The organism is Streptococcus criceti HS-6 (assembly GCF_000187975.2).
In the GTDB taxonomy this organism is placed as follows: domain Bacteria; phylum Bacillota; class Bacilli; order Lactobacillales; family Streptococcaceae; genus Streptococcus; species Streptococcus criceti.
Map to the genome: position 1 here is coordinate 744913 of NZ_AEUV02000002.1, position 17533 is coordinate 762445.

Here is a 17533-nt window from a genome sequence, read left to right on the forward strand (position 1 = left end):
CACTGGGGACAAGGCCTTTTGATAATTGGGATATAAGAAATGCTCGCCTTGTGAAAAAGATACGAGCATTTTTATTATGGCTTTAAGTCATAATAAAAATGTTGGGTAAAATCTCGTTTCAGTATTCTTTTTTGGGGGATAAACTTTTAGCGCAGTTGTTGGGAGCGAGAGGTTGAGCAAAAGTTCTGCATCCTATTAACTAGTTTAGATAGAGCAGTTTGATACAGTGGAGGATCTCTACCTGAGCCTTAAAATGGGAGAGCGAGGAAAATCGAAATCGCCATTTCCTGACAACTTACCGATTCTTGCCCCTACATAATTCATTAAGTGCTTTAGCCCCAATGAATCACTGCTGGCTGTTTTTCCTTTTGCCAGCAGGTCAAAGCAGAAAAGACTAAATGGATGTGATAATCATCGTTCATCTGATTTCCAACCTCAAGAGGTCCTCCAGAGCTCTTGAGCTGTTCGGAGATGGGCGTATAACCCAAAATTTCAATTTTTGGGTTCTTTCCCACTCCCTATTCTTCTGGTATAATGGGTTAAGCAAAAGTAAGATATAAAAGAACTCGGGCAGAGTTAATGAGGGACGTATGACTTTTAAAGATTATAATTTCAAGGCCTATATCAATCAGGCTTTGGACCAAATGAATTTTAAGGAACCCACTTCGGTTCAGGCTAAATTGATTCCAGTGGTTCGATCTGGCCGTGACTTGGTTGGTGAATCTAAGACGGGCTCGGGCAAGACCCACACCTTTTTATTGCCAATTTTTGAAAAGCTAGAAGCAGGAGTCAAGCAGGTTCAGGCCGTGATTACAGCTCCCAGCCGAGAACTGGCAACCCAGATTTATAAGGCGGCTAAACAGATGGCTGACCAAGCTGATAGCGAGATTCGGCTGGTTAATTATGTTGGGGGAACGGATAAGCGGCGACAGGTGGACAAATTGAAGGCTGGGCAGCCTCAGATTGTCATTGGAACGCCTGGCCGGATCTATGATTTGATAAAATCAGGTCATTTGGATATTCATAAGGCCTCCACTTTTGTCGTTGATGAAGCTGATATGACCATGGACATGGGCTTCTTGGACACAGTTGATAAGATAGCTGCCAGTCTGCCTAAGGATGTGCAATTCCTAGTCTTCTCGGCTACCATTCCACAGAAGCTTCAGCCCTTCTTGAAGAAGTATCTGACAGATCCTGTTATTGAAAAAATTAAAACTCAGACAGTGATTGCTGATACCATTGATAATTGGCTGATTTCAACTAAGGGTCGCGATAAGAATAGTCAGATTTTGGAAATCTTGCCCCATCTTCAGCCCTATTTGGCTATGATTTTTGTCAATACGAAGGAGCGGGCGGACGAGCTTCACAACTTTTTGGTAGCCAATGGTCTCAAGGTAGCCAAGATTCACGGTGGTGTTCCGCCAAGGGAGCGCAAGCGAATCATGAACCAGATTAAACGGTTGGATTTCGAGTATATCGTAGCGACCGATCTTGCGGCTCGGGGGATTGATATTGAAGGGGTCAGCCATGTCATCAATGATGCCATTCCTCAGGATCTATCTTTCTTTGTCCATCGGGTCGGCCGTACAGGGCGAAATGGTCTATCTGGCACGGCTATCACTCTCTACCAACCTAGTGATGACACCGATATTCGTGAATTGGAAAAGATGGGGATTAGTTTTGTGCCTAAGGTCTTTAAAAATGGGGAATTCCAAGACACCTATGATCGCGACCGTCGGGCTAATCGTGAGAAATCTTACCAGAAGCTGGATACGGAAATGATTGGCTTGGTTAAGAAGAAAAAGAAAAAAATTAAACCGGGCTACAAGAAGAAAATTCAGTGGAAGGTTGATGAAAAACGTAAACGAGAAAGACGAGCGCAAGTCAGAGCCAAGGGCCGTGCCAGTCGTAAAGCTAAAAAGCAGAATTTTTAAATTTAATACATTTAACGGTTGAAGAGTCTAGGCAAAAACTCGTCTAGTATCCTTGTTTTGAAATAAACTCTTACCCCTGCACAGTTATTAGGATGGCCGCTAACAATTGCGGAGTAGTTAAACAGTCCCGTGGACTGTTTAAGGGGGTGCCTGAAAATGGGACGGCACCCCAAGATAAGGACTCCTAACCACTGTGTCAAACTGTTATTACTGTAAAAAATAGAAGGCTGGAATACTTTTTCCCAGCCTTAATGCCCCACTGTTGGCTGTTTTTCCTTTTGCCACAAGGTCAAATCAGAAAACCTAAACGAATGTGATGACCATTGTTCATCTTTTTTCCAATCTCCAAAGGTCCCAGGACCTTTGGAGCTATGCGGGGGTGGGTTAAAAAGGTCTGGGAGACCTTTTTAATCGGGAAATGAAGCTTGCAAAGCAAGTGTCAAAAATGGTCTGGGGAGAGACTGTTTCAGGTTACCACCTTAAAATTAAACATTTTGGGCTGATCCCACTCCCGTTTATCTGCTATTTTATCTAGTCTTGCCAGTCGAACGTTTTCTTGCCTAGTCATCAAAACGTTCTTTTTTCTTTTTTGATAGTATCTTTTTATCACTTGATAGAAATTCCCTATTATCCAAACGATTCATGGCATGTTAAACTAGTGTCACGATGAAGACTTAAAGGAGACTGTCTATGAAATTAAAGAACTTTTTTCTAGTTGGCTTGGCACTTGGTCTGGCTGCTTTAACTTTAACAGCTTGTTCGTCTAAATCGGGTGGCTCAGCCAAGCAGGATATCATTGTCGCAACGGATTCTGATACGGCTCCCTTCACCTTCACTGGCAAGGATAATAAGCAAACTGGTTATGATATTGAAGTCATGAAGGCCATTTTTAAGGGTTCAAAGAAGTATCATCTCAAGTTTGAGACAGCCGAATTTGAGTCTATTCTGCCGGGAATCGATTCAGACCGCTACCAAATTGCGGCTAATGATTTCAATTACAATGCTGATCGGGCTAAGAAGTATCTCTTTTCTGATCCAATCTCAGTCTCCAACTATGCTATTGTGACCAAATCTGGCACTAAATATGATAAGTTGGAGCAGCTCTCTGGAAAATCTACCGAAGCATTGGCAGGCTCAAATTATGCCCAGACCCTAGAGGATTGGAATAAACAGCATCCTGATAAAGAGCCAATTAAGGTTAACTATGTCTCTGGTCAAACGGGCTTCACTTCACGCCTTCAGGATTTGGATCAGGGTAAGATTGACTTTATCTTTTATGACCAAATTTCTTCCAGCTATGCAGCTAAGGACCAAGGTTTTGACTTTACGGTCAGCAAATTACAGGATAAAGTCGGCTCTAACAAGGATGGTAAGGAATACCTCCTCTTTGGAAAGACCGATCAAGGTAAAGAGCTGCAAGCCTTTGTCAATCGGCGGATTAAGACCCTCCAAAAAGATGGTACATTGAAGAAATTAAGCCAAAAGTATTTTGGCGGGGACTACGTTTCAAGTCTCAAGTAATAGACAAAAATGGGCTGGAACGGATAGCCATGATGACTTCACCCTCACCCATAACATATTGTAATCTCTGAAGATGACGTAGAAAAGGTTCTGTCTCGTGCTAACTATTTTAGGCAGAACAGTTTGATGCAGTAGTCGGAAGCAAGGTCTGTAGGTTGGCCCAATGGGTCTTGCTTCTGCCTAGGGCATCAGAGGCTTTAGCACCAATGAATCACTGCTGATTAGAAGTAGTGCGATTCCTATTTGGGTGTCCCTTTAAACCATTCAGTGGATTTTTAACGGCCATGCAAGAGTGTGGCAGCCTGCCAAAGGATAGGAATGGGGAGCAAGAAAGCTGTCGCCTTGAAACAAGAGTGTGGCAGAGGGCTGAGTCTTCCTTAAAACAGGAGAGCAAAGGCAATCGGAATCACCGCTTCATGACAACTTACTATTTTTTGTCTCATGTTGCTTTTCTATTTAGTCCTAGTCTTTGGAGTAAACTATTTTACAGCTGCTGCCTAGGATGATACAATGAACCGATAGTATAACTTGATAAGAATAAAAATTAGGAGATCTTATGTCAGAAACGAATAACTCACAAGAAGGACTAAGTAAGTTCTTTAAAACAACTAGAGGGAAAATGGCTGGCTTCTTTATCGGCTTAATTCTTGCTATCCTGATTTTGATGCAGGTCTGGGGCTATCTTATAAAAACAGGTCTCTATGATAAGTTTGTCAATACCTTGCCCGATGGGATGCTCTTTAGCGTACGCGCCGTTTTCGGTGCTATTCCTGATATTTTAAAACATCTGCCAATGACCTTGGGTCTGACTGTCTGGGGCTCTATCTTTGGTTTGATTTTGGCCTTGCTTTTTGCCATTGTCAAAATTAATCGCGTGCCTGTTCTCTATCAAATTCAGGCTTTCTTTGTCAGTTTTTTACGGGGAACACCTATCTTGGTTCAGCTTATGCTGACTTATTATGGGATTCCGCTTTTACTGCGCTATATTAATATGAAGACCCATTCGGGTTGGAATATCAATAATGTCTCTCCTCTGGTCTTTGCGGTTGTAGCTTTTGCCTTTAATGAGGCGGCTTACACCAGTGAGACTATTCGGGCAGCGATTCAGGCAGTTGATTCGGGTGAAATTGAGGCAGCTAAGAGTTTGGGAATGACCAATACGCAGATCTACCGTCGGGTTATTATTCCAAATGCAGCTGTTATTGCAACCCCAACCCTCATCAATACTCTGATTAGTCTGACCAAGGGGACCTCTCTGGCCTTCAGTGCTGGTATTATTGAGATGTTTGCCCAAGCAAAGATTATCGGCGGCCGAGACTATCGCTATTTTGAACGTTACATTTCAGTTGCCCTGATTTATTGGATTGTCAGCATTGTCATTGAAAATATTGGCCGTTATATTGAAAAGAGTATGGAAATTAAATCACCAGAAAATATTTCCGGAGAAGAAGGAGGCTTACGCTAATGATCAAGATTAGAAATTTGACCAAGACCTTTTCCGGTCAAAAGGTCTTGAATGGCCTCGATCTGGACATTGAAAAGGGGCAGGTTATCGCTCTCGTTGGTGCTTCCGGTGCTGGGAAGTCGACCTTTTTACGCAGCATGAATTACTTGGAAGAAGCGGATTCTGGCACGATTGAGATTGATGATTTCAAGGTGGATTTTGAAACGATTACTAAAGAAGAAATCCTGACTCTGCGCCGCAAATTGGCCATGGTTTTCCAACAGTTTAATCTCTTTGAACGGCGGACGGCTCTGGACAATGTCAAAGAAGGACTCAAGATTGTCCAAAAGATGCCCGACAAGGAAGCGACAGCTCTTGCTAAGGAGGAGTTGCGGAAGGTCGGACTGGCTGACCGAGAGAATCATTATCCTCGCCACCTCTCTGGCGGGCAGAAACAACGGGTAGCCTTGGCAAGGGCTCTTGCGATGAAACCAGATGTTCTCCTTTTGGATGAACCGACTTCGGCTCTAGACCCTGAATTGGTAGGCGAAGTGGAAAAATCCATTGCGGATGCTGCTAAGACTGGTCAAACTATGGTTTTAGTCAGTCATGATATGAATTTTGTTGCTCAGGTGGCTGATAAGGTCCTCTTCCTAGAAAAAGGAAAGATCCTCGAACAGGGGACACCAGATCAACTCTTCAACCATCCGAAAGAGGAAAGAACCAAAGAATTTTTTGCTAGTTACAAAAAATCTTATGTTTGATATAATAAGAATAAGTTTGAAGCTCGTTTGGCCAGTCAAGCGGGTTTTCTTGTGGATTCAGTCGCAATTTGCTTGTTGGGCTTTGATTGTTATTTCGGCCATTTCAGGTGATTAGATTTTCTAAAAGTGTCTAAGGTTTTTTATGTTAGTCGATATTTTTAAATTTTATTTGCAGGGTCTATTTATGGCTGTTGCCTTTGTTATTTTCGCTGTGATTGTCTGGCTGTCCTATCGAGCGCTCAAGTTGAAGGATAAGACGATCAAGGAGCGCCAAAATGCCCTTTATGATGGTATTATGATGGCTTTGATTTCTATTCCCATCCTGTCCTTCGCTTTTATGGCTATTGTTTTGATGATAAAGTCATAATAGTTGACCCGGCTGCACTTCTGGAGTAAACTAGGTCTACTAAAGGTATGCTAAGGAGAAACGATATGATTTATGATACATTGGTGATTGGCTCTGGTCCTGGTGGGATGACTGCTGCTCTCTATGCTGGTCGTTCTAATCTCAACGTTGGCTTGATTGAGCAAGGGGCACCCGGCGGCCAGATGAACAATACTTCAGATATTGAAAATTATCCAGGTTTTGAGACCATTTCTGGTCCAGATCTGTCTATGAAAATGTATGAACCCTTGGAAAAATTTGGCGTTGAAAATATTTACGGCATTGTTGAGAGGGTTGAAGATCATGGTGATTTCAAGCGGGTGATTGCTGGCGATGATCACTATGACGCCAAAACTATTATTTTAGCAACGGGTGCCAAACACCGTTTGGTGGGTGTTCCCGGCGAGCAAGAGTACAACAGTCGTGGTGTTTCCTACTGTGCGGTCTGCGACGGGGCTTTTTTCCGCAATCAAGATCTCTTGGTCATCGGTGGTGGCGACTCAGCGGTTGAAGAAGGAATCTACTTGACCCAGTTTGCTGATAAGGTGACTATTGTTCACCGCCGTGATGAATTGCGAGCGCAAAAAATTTTGCAGGATCGAGCTTTTGCTAATGATAAGATTGACTTCATCTGGGATTCTGTGGTTGAGGAAATCAAGGGTGATGATGTTAAGGTTCGCTCGGTTGACATCAAGAATGTTAAGACTGGGGAAGTGACTAACCATGAATTTGGCGGTGTTTTTGTTTATGTTGGTCTAGATCCAGTGTCCAGCATGATCAGTGATCTTGGGATTACCGATCAAGCAGGCTGGGTTATTACCGATGAGAAAATGAGGACTAACCGCTCAGGTATTTTTGCGATTGGTGATATTCGCCAGAAGGACCTGCGGCAGATTGCAACAGCTGTTGGCGATGGTGCTATTGCCGGTCAAGAAGTCTATAATTATATTACTGAGCAGGCTTAGGCATTACCCCAAAAGACTGGGGAACCGCTATTTGACAAGTATTTTTCAAGCATTCCGTCTGGAGTGCTTTTTTCTTATTGTTCGAATTGTGCTATAATATTACCTATACTTCAAAAGGAGGAAATTCTTTGAACCTCCAGCCTCTAAGCTGGCAGGTAAAGATGACAAGCTCAAATGTCAGAACAACGTACAAACGGGGCAGATGTCGAAACGACGAAAAATGGTATGGATCGGGGATTGACCAACCGTCATGTCCAGATTATCGCCATTGCCGGAACCATTGGGACAGGGCTCTTTCTGGGAGCTGGGAAGTCCATTCACCTGACGGGGCCTTCCATTGTCTTGGTTTATATCATCACAGGAATTTTTATGTACCTGATGATGCGAGGAATTGGGGAGATGCTTTTCCAAGATCCCGACCAACATACCTTTATTAACTTTATTACCAAGTACTTGGGACAGGGCTGGGGCTATTTCGCTGGCTGGTCCTACTGGATATCCTTGGTACTCTTAGGGATGGCAGAGTTGACTGCCATTGCTAAATATGTTCAATACTTCATTCCCAGCGCTCCCAGTTGGCTGATTCAGTTGGTCTTTCTCTTGATCCTCTGCGGAGTCAATGTTGTCGCCGTAGCTGTCTTTGGTGAGGTGGAGTTCTGGTTTGGGATGATTAAGATCATTGCTATTCTAGCCTTGATTGCAACAGCTATTTTTATGGTGCTGACTGGCTTTCAGACTCCGGTTGGCCACGCTAGTCTCACCAATATTTTCCATGGTTTTAAGTTTTTCCCTTTAGGAATTGATCATTTTTTTATGGCCTTCCAAATGGTCTTCTTCGCCTATCAGGCCATTGAGTTTGTCGGAATTACAACATCTGAAACCAAGAACCCTAGAGAGGTTCTGCCTAAGGCGGTTCATGCCATTCCAAGTCGGATTATGTTCTTCTATGTAGGAGCCCTGATTGCTATTATGTCAATCTTTCCTTGGAGACAGCTACCTGATGACCAATCTCCTTTTGTTATGGTATTTAAGCTAGCCGGTGTCAACTGGGCAGCAGCCTTGATTAACTTTGTGGTTTTGACAGCGGCAGCTTCCTCCCTCAATTCCATGCTCTATTCCAGCGGTCGTCATCTCTACCAATTGGCCAGAGAAACGCCTGCCTTGGATCGCTACAAACTTAACCGTTTGTCTCGAACCAATGTTCCGCAAAATGCTATTTTTACCTCAGCTGGATTTATGGTTATTGCGGCTATTCTCAGCGTAGTTCCATGGATTTCCGATAGTTTTACCGTTATCACCTCATCTTCTTCAGGGGTTTACATTGCCATTTATGCGCTGACTATGCTGGCCCATTTGCGCTATCGCAAGTCGCAAGACTTTATGGCGAATGGCTTCCTCATGCCAGCCTATAAGGTGCTCAACCCCTTGACTATTGCCTTCTTTGGCTTCATCTATCTGTCGCTCTTCCTGCAACAGTCAACCTTTATCGGAGCAGTCGGCTCGACCCTTTGGATTTTAGTCATGGGGACTATTTGTCAGATGGTTACGCGTAAGAATACTATAAAATAAACAGAGGCGGAACAGATGTTCCGGCTTTTTTTTGTAGAGATACTTTAGTGAATGTGTGCAGGGGTTTGTTTTGAAGTTGCTTATCTCTCTTTTTCTCGGTGTTAGTGAAGAAGTCAGGAGTTCAATGGAAAATGTCCCTAGCTGTTAGCGACTTTAGTCAGTTTTGCTCTGCAGGTGACCTCCGTACAGTCGATTAGAATGGCCGCTAACTATTGCGGAGTAGTTAAACATTCCACGTCCACTGGACTGTTTAAGGGGGTGCCTGAAAATGGGACGGCACCCCAAGATAAGGACTCCCAATTACTGTGTCAAACTGTTATTACTGCAAAAATAGAAGGCTGGAATACTTTTTTTCAGCCTTAATGATCCGCTGTTGGCTGTTTTTCCTTTGGCCACAAGGCCAAAGCGGAAAATCTAAACGAATGTGATGGTAATGATCATTGTTCATCTTATTTTCAACCTCAAACAGCCCCTAAAGCCTTTGAGCTGTGCGGGAGTGGGTTAAAAAGGCCTGGGAGACTTTTTAATTGGGAAATGAAGCTTGCAAAGCAAGTATCAAAAATGGTCTGGGGAGAGACCGTTTCAGGTCACCGCCTTAAAATTAGGGAGTGGTGAGAACCAAAATTGAAAACTTTTGAGTTGATCCACTCCCGAACAAGCACTTGAATGCTTGGTGAGACTGCTCAATTGAATACGGGCTGAAAAGCTGATAATTTAGATTGCCATCCTAAAAAATCGAGATTTTTTGTCCGTCCCTTAAAATTATTCGTCTCTCTTGCCGCCCTTAGTATCTTCTATTATGTTATAATAGTCACAAACTCAAAGGAGAACAGGCAGATGTACGCAGACGACAGTTTAACTTTACATACCGATTTATATCAACTTAATATGATGCAGGTCTATTTCGACAAAGGAATTCACAATAAAAGATCTGTTTTTGAGGTTTTTTTCCGCAAGGAGCCTTTTGCTAATGGCTATGCGATTTTTGCCGGTTTGGAGCGAATTATCGACTATCTCAATCATCTGACCTTTTCACAAACAGATTTGGCTTATTTGAAGGATTTGGGTTATCCTAAGGATTTTTTAGACTACTTGGAAAATCTTGAGATGACCTTGAGCGTCCGTTCGGCTAAGGAGGGGGATTTGGTCTTTGCTAATGAGCCTATCGTGCAAATCGAAGGTCCCTTAGCACAATGTCAGTTAGTTGAGACGGCTATTCTTAATATCGTCAACTATCAAACCTTGATTGCGACCAAGGCCGCTCGGATTCGATCAGTCATTGACGATGAGCCCTTGATGGAATTTGGGACCCGTCGGGCTCAAGAACTGGATGCAGCTATCTGGGGAACTAGGGCTGCAGTCATAGGCGGCGCTAATGCTACTTCCAATGTTCGGGCTGGTAAGATGTTTGGTATCCCAGTTTCCGGAACCCATGCCCATGCCCTAGTTCAAGCCTATGGCAATGACTATGATGCCTTTATGGCTTATGCAGGGACCCATAAAGATTGTGTCTTCTTGGTGGATACCTATGATACTTTGAGGTTAGGCGTACCAGCTGCTATCAAGGCGGCTAAAAAGTTAGGTGATAAAATTAATTTTCTAGGTGTTCGCTTGGATTCGGGAGACTTGGCTTATTTGTCGAAAAAGGTCCGCAAGCAACTGGATGAAGCTGGTTTTCCAAATGCTCATATCTATGCTTCAAATGACCTTGATGAAAATACGATTCTCAACCTTAAGATGCAAAAAGCTAAGATTGATGTTTGGGGTGTCGGCACCAAGTTAATTACAGCCTATGATCAACCAGCTCTAGGGGCTGTTTACAAGATGGTCGCTTTAGAGGATGACAAGGGCATCATGCAAAATACTATTAAGCTGTCCAACAATGCTGAGAAGGTTTCAACGCCTGGTAAAAAGCAGGTTTGGCGGATTACTAGCCGCGAGAAGGGCAAATCTGAAGGTGATTACATCACCTATGATGGTGTTGATGTCAATGAGGTTGAGGAATTGAACATGTTCCATCCAACCTATACCTATATCAATAAGACCGTTAAAAACTTTGATGCTGTTCCCCTTCTGCAGGACATCTTTAAGGAGGGGAGCTTGGTCTACGAACGGCCGAGCTTGATGGCAATCAAGGATTACGCTAGGAAAGAGCTGGATCATCTCTGGGATGAATATAAGCGGGTCCTCAATCCGCAGGATTATCCAGTTGATTTAGCTCCTGATGTTTGGCAAGACAAGATGGACTTGATTGCTAAAATGCGGGAAAAAGCCAATCAAACTCAGGATTTTTAGTGTTTAATGGTTTAGTGTCTTAATAGAGGAGGTAGCGATGAGTTTACAAGAAGCTATTATTAAAGAATTAGGGGTTCAACCACACATTGACCCCAAGCAAGAAATCAGACGGTCAGTAGATTTTCTCAAGGCTTATTTGAAAAAGCATAGCTTTTTAAAGAGTTATGTATTAGGCATCTCTGGCGGTCAGGATTCCAGCTTGGCCGGTCGTCTGGCTCAAATGGCTGTTGAGGAACTGCGTTCTGAAACAGGTGAACCCTACAAATTTATCGCTATTCGTCTACCTTACGGGGTTCAGGCCGATGAGGCTGATGCTCAAAAGGCTCTGGCCTTTATTCAACCGGATGTTTCGTTGACCATTAATATCAAGGAAGCGGTCGATGGCCAAGTAGCAGAGCTGGAGAGGGCGGGCGTTAAAGTTTCTGATTTCAACAAAGGGAATATCAAGGCCCGCCAACGGATGATTACCCAGTACGCTGTAGCTGGGGAAAATAGCGGAGCGGTTATTGGGACAGATCATGCGGCTGAAAATTTGACCGGCTTCTTTACTAAGTTCGGTGATGGGGGCGCTGATATTTTGCCTCTCTTTCGTCTTGATAAGCGTCAAGGAAAGCAGCTTCTAGCAGAATTGGGTGCTGACCAATCCCTCTATGAAAAAATTCCGACAGCAGATTTGGAAGAAAACAAACCTGGTATTGCTGATGAAGTAGCTCTGGGTGTGACTTATCAGGATATTGATGATTATCTGGAAGGAAAGCGTGTTAGTTCTCAGGCTCAAAAGACGATTGAAACTTGGTGGTTCAGGGGTGAGCACAAGCGCCATCTGCCAATCACTGTCTTTGATGATTTTTGGAAAGATTAAGTTTGAGGCTGGGCAAAAATTCGTCCAGTCTTCTTGTTTTGGAACAAACTCTTGGCGTAGTGACTGATTGGAAGTTCTTATTTGGGAGTGCAGTCCCATTTTCAGACGCCCCCTTAAACAGTCCAGTGGACTGTTTAGAAAACCAATATCAACTGTGCGGAATGGGTTAAAAAGGTCTGGGAGACTTTTTAATCGGGAAATGAAGCTTGCAAAGCAAGTGTCAAAAACAGTCTGGGGAGAGACCGTTTCAGGTCACCGCCTAGAAATTAAGAAGTGGTGAGACCTAAAATTTTCAATTTTGGGGTTGATCCTACTCCCTTTTGAATACATTTTGGGGTAATCTCTTGCTTGGCTGGTTTTCCTATGTTATACTAATTGTAAGTTATAAAACTAATGATGAGGTGAGGCTATGTTTTCGGCTGAAAAATTAAAAAATCGTCGTAAGGAGTTGGGAATGTCACAGGCTGACGTTGCTAGGCAATTGGGAATTTCCCGTCCCTCTTATTTTAACTGGGAAAATGGGAAAACCAAACCTAATCAAAAGAACTGGAACAAGCTCAGTAAGATTTTGCAGGTTAATCCTTCTTATTTTTTGTCGGAATATGAGATTGTTGAGACCTATGTTCAACTCAATAAGGGAAACAAAAAGAAGACTGTAGACTTTGCCAATCGCCTTTTAGCTGAACAAGGCAAAATAAGATCTGAGTCTGGACGGCAGCTCTTTGCTTACAAGGTCTACGAACGTCTGTCAGCTGGTACGGGTTATACCTACTTTAATGATGGTAATTATGATGAAGTCTTCTATGATGAAAAGATTGACCACGACTTTGCTTCTTGGGTCTTTGGGGATTCCATGGAGCCAACTTACCTCAATGGTGAAGTGGTTCTGATTAAGCAGACCGGTTTTGATTATGATGGGGCTGTTTATGCGGTTGATTGGGATGGTCAGACCTACATTAAGCGGGTTTATCGCGAGCCAAATGGTCTTCGCCTAGTCTCTATCAATCAGCAGTATGCGGATAAATTCGCTCCTTACGACGAGAATCCTAGGATTGTTGGTAAAATTGTTGGTAACTTCATACCGATTGATGCTAGTGCTTGAGGATAAAAAAGTAAGACTCCTAGAGATTCTTCTGAATCAACTCTGGGAGTCTTTTATAGTTCCATTTGACTGGGTCCAATTTAATCGTAAGGGAGTAAGAGTTTAGACTGGGCTAAATCTACAGTCAGCTGGTAATCGCTATTATCGCGAATAGTATGTTCAAAATCAGTTGTGTAAAGAACCAGACGGATCTGATCTCCTTTGGCTAGGCGGTAGATGCTGGGTTGTAGGTCTAACTGAATGGTCAGCCATTGATTAGCTTGGACTTCCTTAATGGATAGCAGATCCTGACGGTTTTGGAGGTTGAGCACGGCTTTGCTGATAACCCGATATGGTGTTTGGACGAAAGGAAGTTCCATGCAATTTTCGCGAGCATAATTGCGACCGTTATCAATACCTCGGATTTCCTTGATGGTCGGGACATCTTTGTAACGCTTCTTGGGACCAAAATCTAGGATTTGAGCGGATAGGATTCCCCTGTTTACTGAGGATCTGATTTTCAGATCCAGACGTGGGCGACCATTGAGCAGGAGGTCTTTACCTAAGGTCAAATCGAGAGTAACTTGGTTAGCCTTGCCCTCAAAGAGTTGAGCCTTGAACGTATTGAAATCCTTGGCGTAGCGGTCAAAGTCTTTTTGGCCATAGTGGTTGTCAATGACCGCTTGACCTTGACCTAAATCGAGGGGGTAATAGTTGGTCCCGCCAAATTCTCTTAAGCTTTGCCAAACCTGATCTTGGCTATTGTCTTGCCAGATGATGCTTGGTAGCTGGAAGCCATTGTTCAGACCCAAGAGTTTCCGAGTCAGGAGGGCATTCATGCTTTCACGGAAGTCAATGGATTGCCAGTTATTCATATAGACGTGCATCCCATTATGAAAGAAAAGGTGTTTTTGGATGTCAGCAGGAAGAGCCTTAAAGAATTGATAAGCATGGAGGGGCTTAACATTCCAGTCCTGACTGCCATGGGTCATGACGACTTCAGCTTTAACTTCTTTAGCATGACTGACATAGTTTCGATCCTGCCAGAACTGACTGTAGTCTCCCTTGTCCCTTTTAAGGTCTTGGCTCATCTGCCTGAGAAAGACCTGATAGGCTTGGTTGCTGCGAAGGTATTCACCGCCTAGGAGATTTCTAGAATAGGTATATTCGGTCAAGACATCTAAATCTTCACCAGGATAACCACCTGGACTAGATACGAGGCCATTTTCACGGTAGTAGTCATACCAGGAGGAAATACCGGCTTCGGCAATGATGACGTCCAAGCCATCGACAGCAGTAGTAGCCAAGGCATTAGACATCGTTCCCAGATAAGAAATTCCTGTAGTAACAACCTTGCCGGAAGCCCAGTCAGCTTTGACTTGGCTGGATCGTTTGGGACTAGTATAGGCAATAGCTCGATCATTGAGCCAATCAATGACAGCCCGAAAGGCATTGACCTGCTGGTAGTCTCCGCTGGTCATAAAGCCCTCAGAGGCCAGGGTGCCTAAACCTGAAACATAGATATTGGCAAAACCTCGAGCCAGAAGGTAGTCGTTGAGGCTGTAGTTGGCAATATGGGTAAAGGTCTCACAGGCAGGTTCTTGGGGTGCTTGTGATTTTGTATAGGTCACTTGAGGGATGGGCTTTTCTTCTATTTCAATCTGGCCAGTAGCTTTAACGACTAATTCACTATCCATCTTGTGCATCTTTTTATCATTTGCCACAGAATTAGTACCTTGGTGGTAGGGACTGGCAGTCATGGTTGTTGGAATAGGCTGATTGGCTTGGGGCCGCATAATATGGACGCGAATCAAGTCGTTTTTACCATCTTGATCGCTGTCGAGACTGGTTTCAACATAGACAACTTCGCGAATAATCTGACTGGTATCGAAGGTTGCCAAACTTTTACCATTGAAGTAGTGATAATGGTTGTCAGCAGGAATCAGTCCCTGACTGATTAGCTTATCAATCAGGGTCATGCCCGTTTTTTGTCTGGTCGCCAATAATTGATAGAGATTTAAAATGAACTGGCCTTCTTGGTATTGAATAGGGAAATTTGTCCGATCTAGAAAATCTGTGACATCCTCAAAATCGACATGGGGAACAAAGTCCAGAACTTGGCAAGCTACCGTATAAAAAATACCTTTAGTCAGTTGTCTGTCAGATTGAAAGAAAGACAGCAGATCTGTCTCAGAATCGGCTATCCAATTACTTAAAGGAATATCAGTATCACCATAGTGGAAGAAAATTCTGCGAAGGAAACTTTCCAGATTGGCCTTGGCTGATTTTTTTAGAGAGACAGAGAAACCTAGTTCTTGTAATTCTGCTTCAGCTTCTTGGACTGAAAGGGGAATGTAGCTAAATTGATTGAAACGCATGCTCTTACCTCACTAGTAAACGTTTTATTTTCAGTAATGCCTTTACTTTATCTATTATACTTGATAAAATGGTAGCTGTCTAAATACTTGTTAAGGAGAAAGGAAGTCTAGACGAATGAATGAATTTTTTAAAGAAGCCCTGACGCATGAATGGCTGGTGAAGTATGCGACAGAGGTTATTGCAACTGCTCTCATGGTTTTGATTGGGAATGGTTCTGTAGCCAATGTTGAACTGAAAGGAACTAAAGGCCATAAATCAGGTTGGCTCGTTATCGGTTTTGGTTATGGCTTTGCCGTAATGTTGCCAGCTCTTATGTTTGGTACGGTTTCCGGTAATCACATCAACCCAGCCTTTACGCTTGGTTTGGCTGTTTCAGGTCTTTTCAAATGGACCTATGTCCCAGGTTATCTGATCGCTCAAATGTTGGGAGCTATGTTGGGACAAGGAATTCTGGTAATGGGACACGCCGCCTACTATCAAAAGACAGAAGATCCAAATGCAATCCTTGGTTCTTTCTCGACTATCTCTGCTTTGGATGATGGTACAGAAGAAAGTCGCCGCCCTTCTACTATCAATGGTTTTATCAACGAGTTTATTGGAACTTTTGTTCTAATCTTTGGTGCTTTGGCTTTGACTCATAACTACTTTGGGTCTGAAGCGCTTAAAGATGCCGCCCAACAAACTGGTATGACTGTTGATGCCTTGACACAGCAAAGTCCGCAAATCCCGTTGATGACTGGTGGGGCTCTGGGAGCCGCTCACCTTGGTCTTGGATTCTTGGTTGCAGCCTTAGTTATTTCCCTCGGTGGACCAACCGGCCCAGCCCTTAACCCAGTGCGTGACCTAGGTCCCCGTTTGCTCCACCATCTCTTGCCTGAAACAGTTCTTGGTGAACATAAAGGTGATTCGAAATGGTGGTATGCTTGGGTGCCAGTCGTTGCACCAATCATTGCCGGAATCATTGCTGCAGCTGCCTTTAAAGCACTGTATATGTAATTGATTAAAAGGAGCAAGTTTGCCTTGCTTTTTTTATTTGTCAGTTATATTCCCTTAACCCTTTAATAATCCTTGACAATCAAATTGATACTTTGTTGCCGCTCTTTGCCGTATTTCAGTGCTATAAGTTGTTGCTTGTCTCATCTCCAACCAAGCTATCAGCAGCTCGTTGTCTAGTCCAGTTTTAATTTTTTGAGTATCAATTGACTCGTCTGTTTTATACTTAACAAAAATCAAAAATAGCGATATAATATAGTCATGACACTAGAAATTACACCAGCACAAGCACAAGAACTAAAACAAGCACTCAAAGATAAAGCAAATGATAAACACTATAGAAAACTTCATGCCCTCCTCCTTCGTTCACAAGGAATGAGCTTAACAGCAATCGGCAAAGAAGTTGGGCTCGTTCACCAGTCTGTTCGCAACTTAATTACCCGTTATCAAAAGGGGGGACTAACAGCTCTATTTAAAGAAAATCGCGGTGGTCGTAGACGTGCTTATATGACCGTCGAAGAGGAAGAAAGATTCCTAAACCAACAACTAGAACGGGCATTAAAGGGGGAGCACGTAACTGTTCAAAGCTTGTTTGAAGCCTATCAAGCTGAAGTTGGAAAGTCAACCACTCGTGAGGGATTCTATGCTTTATTAAAACGCCACGGATGGCGAAAGGTAACTCCTCGTCCAAAACATCCTAAAAAAGCAGACGCTAAAACGATTTATGCGTCAAAAAATAAAATCTATATTCAGGAAGACAAGAAAGCGCTTTAAGCATAGCCGACGTTACAAGAAAGTCCGTCTCATGTATCAAGATGAAGCGGGTTTTGGTCGTATCAGTAAGCTAGGAGCTTGTTGGGCACCTAAAGGTTATAGGCCACATGTAGCCAGCCACTACATTCGAGAATACCGTTATTGTTACGGAGCCGTTGATGCCCATACAGGAGAATCTTTTTTCCTCATCGCAGGAGGTTGTAATACTGAATGGATGAACGAATTTTTAAGACAATTAAGTCAAGCTTTTCCTGACGATTACATTGTTTTGGTTATGGATAATGCCATTTGGCATAAATCAAAGGCTTTAGAAGTTCCACATAATATAGACTTTGCTTTTATTCCGCCTTATACTCCTGAAATGAATCCTATTGAACAGGTCTGGGCTGAAATAAGAAAACGTGGGTTTAAAAACAAAGCCTTCAAAACTTTGGAGGAGGTTATTAATCAACTTCAAGAGGTTATTCAAAGTTTTCATTGGAAAGAGTTAAAAACGATTGTCCATAGAAAATGGACTTCGGCTATGCTTGATTTTCATTGAGTATTAAAGTGGTTTTAACTAAAAAA

14 protein-coding genes are annotated in these 17533 nt (G+C 43.1%); 12 read left to right on the top strand and 2 right to left on the bottom strand.

Annotated elements, in window-relative coordinates; genetic code table 11:
- Positions 1-332: 332 nt before the first annotated feature.
- Positions 333-515, bottom strand: a complete 183-nt coding sequence (locus STRCR_RS03680; protein WP_004227306.1) for a hypothetical protein — start codon at positions 513-515, stop codon at positions 333-335.
- A gap of 75 nt (positions 516-590) precedes the next feature.
- On the opposite strand from STRCR_RS03680, the gene STRCR_RS03685 reads away from it, so the two are divergent.
- The 10 genes from STRCR_RS03685 (at position 591) to STRCR_RS03730 (ending at position 12841) form a co-directional block, all read left to right on the top strand.
- Positions 591-1934: a DEAD/DEAH box helicase gene (locus STRCR_RS03685; protein ID WP_004228317.1), complete on the top strand. Its 1344-nt coding sequence runs from the start codon at positions 591-593 to the stop codon at positions 1932-1934.
- A 690-nt stretch (positions 1935-2624) separates the two neighbouring features.
- Positions 2625-3455: a transporter substrate-binding domain-containing protein gene (locus STRCR_RS03690; protein WP_004225451.1), complete on the top strand. Its 831-nt coding sequence runs from the start codon at positions 2625-2627 to the stop codon at positions 3453-3455.
- Between the two features lie 556 nt (positions 3456-4011).
- Entirely contained in the window at positions 4012-4920 is a 909-nt protein-coding gene (locus STRCR_RS03695; RefSeq protein WP_004226546.1) for an amino acid ABC transporter permease, read from the top strand.
- Positions 4920-5663: an amino acid ABC transporter ATP-binding protein gene (locus STRCR_RS03700; RefSeq protein ID WP_004227958.1), complete on the top strand. Its 744-nt coding sequence runs from the start codon at positions 4920-4922 to the stop codon at positions 5661-5663. Before STRCR_RS03695 ends, STRCR_RS03700 begins: the two co-directional genes overlap by 1 nt.
- Positions 5664-5805: 142 nt before the next feature.
- On the top strand, positions 5806-6030 hold the full coding sequence (locus tag STRCR_RS03705; protein WP_040804414.1) for a DUF4059 family protein: 225 nt from the start codon (positions 5806-5808) through the stop codon (positions 6028-6030).
- A 65-nt stretch (positions 6031-6095) separates the two neighbouring features.
- Positions 6096-7013: a thioredoxin-disulfide reductase gene (gene trxB / locus STRCR_RS03710; RefSeq protein ID WP_004229083.1), complete on the top strand. Its 918-nt coding sequence runs from the start codon at positions 6096-6098 to the stop codon at positions 7011-7013.
- Positions 7014-7187: 174 nt separating this feature from the next.
- A complete protein-coding gene (locus STRCR_RS03715; RefSeq protein ID WP_004225579.1) occupies positions 7188-8582 on the top strand; it encodes an amino acid permease in 1395 nt (464 codons plus the stop codon).
- 837 nt (positions 8583-9419) lie between these two features.
- The gene (locus STRCR_RS03720; RefSeq protein ID WP_004227785.1) at positions 9420-10877 is read left to right on the top strand and encodes a nicotinate phosphoribosyltransferase; all 1458 of its coding nucleotides are present in this window, start codon (positions 9420-9422) and stop codon (positions 10875-10877) included.
- A 37-nt stretch (positions 10878-10914) separates the two neighbouring features.
- Entirely contained in the window at positions 10915-11739 is an 825-nt protein-coding gene (nadE, locus tag STRCR_RS03725) for an ammonia-dependent NAD(+) synthetase (protein ID WP_004227261.1), read from the top strand.
- A gap of 409 nt (positions 11740-12148) precedes the next feature.
- Entirely contained in the window at positions 12149-12841 is a 693-nt protein-coding gene (locus STRCR_RS03730) for a LexA family transcriptional regulator (RefSeq protein WP_004226270.1), read from the top strand.
- Between the two features lie 80 nt (positions 12842-12921).
- On the opposite strand, the gene STRCR_RS03735 is transcribed toward STRCR_RS03730, so the two are convergent.
- On the bottom strand, positions 12922-15198 hold the full coding sequence (locus tag STRCR_RS03735) for a Xaa-Pro dipeptidyl-peptidase (RefSeq protein WP_004229593.1): 2277 nt from the start codon (positions 15196-15198) through the stop codon (positions 12922-12924).
- A gap of 115 nt (positions 15199-15313) precedes the next feature.
- Here STRCR_RS03735 and gla point away from each other — a divergent pair, with 115 nt between their 5' ends.
- On the top strand, positions 15314-16195 hold the full coding sequence (gla, locus tag STRCR_RS03740) for an aquaglyceroporin Gla (protein ID WP_004225495.1): 882 nt from the start codon (positions 15314-15316) through the stop codon (positions 16193-16195).
- A 258-nt stretch (positions 16196-16453) separates the two neighbouring features.
- A protein-coding gene (locus STRCR_RS11560; RefSeq protein WP_076612110.1) for an IS630-like element ISStso1 family transposase occupies positions 16454-17507 on the top strand; the annotation gives its coding sequence in 2 pieces (ribosomal slippage) (positions 16454-16891 and positions 16893-17507; 1053 coding nt in all).
- The last annotated feature ends 26 nt before the right edge of the window (positions 17508-17533 follow it).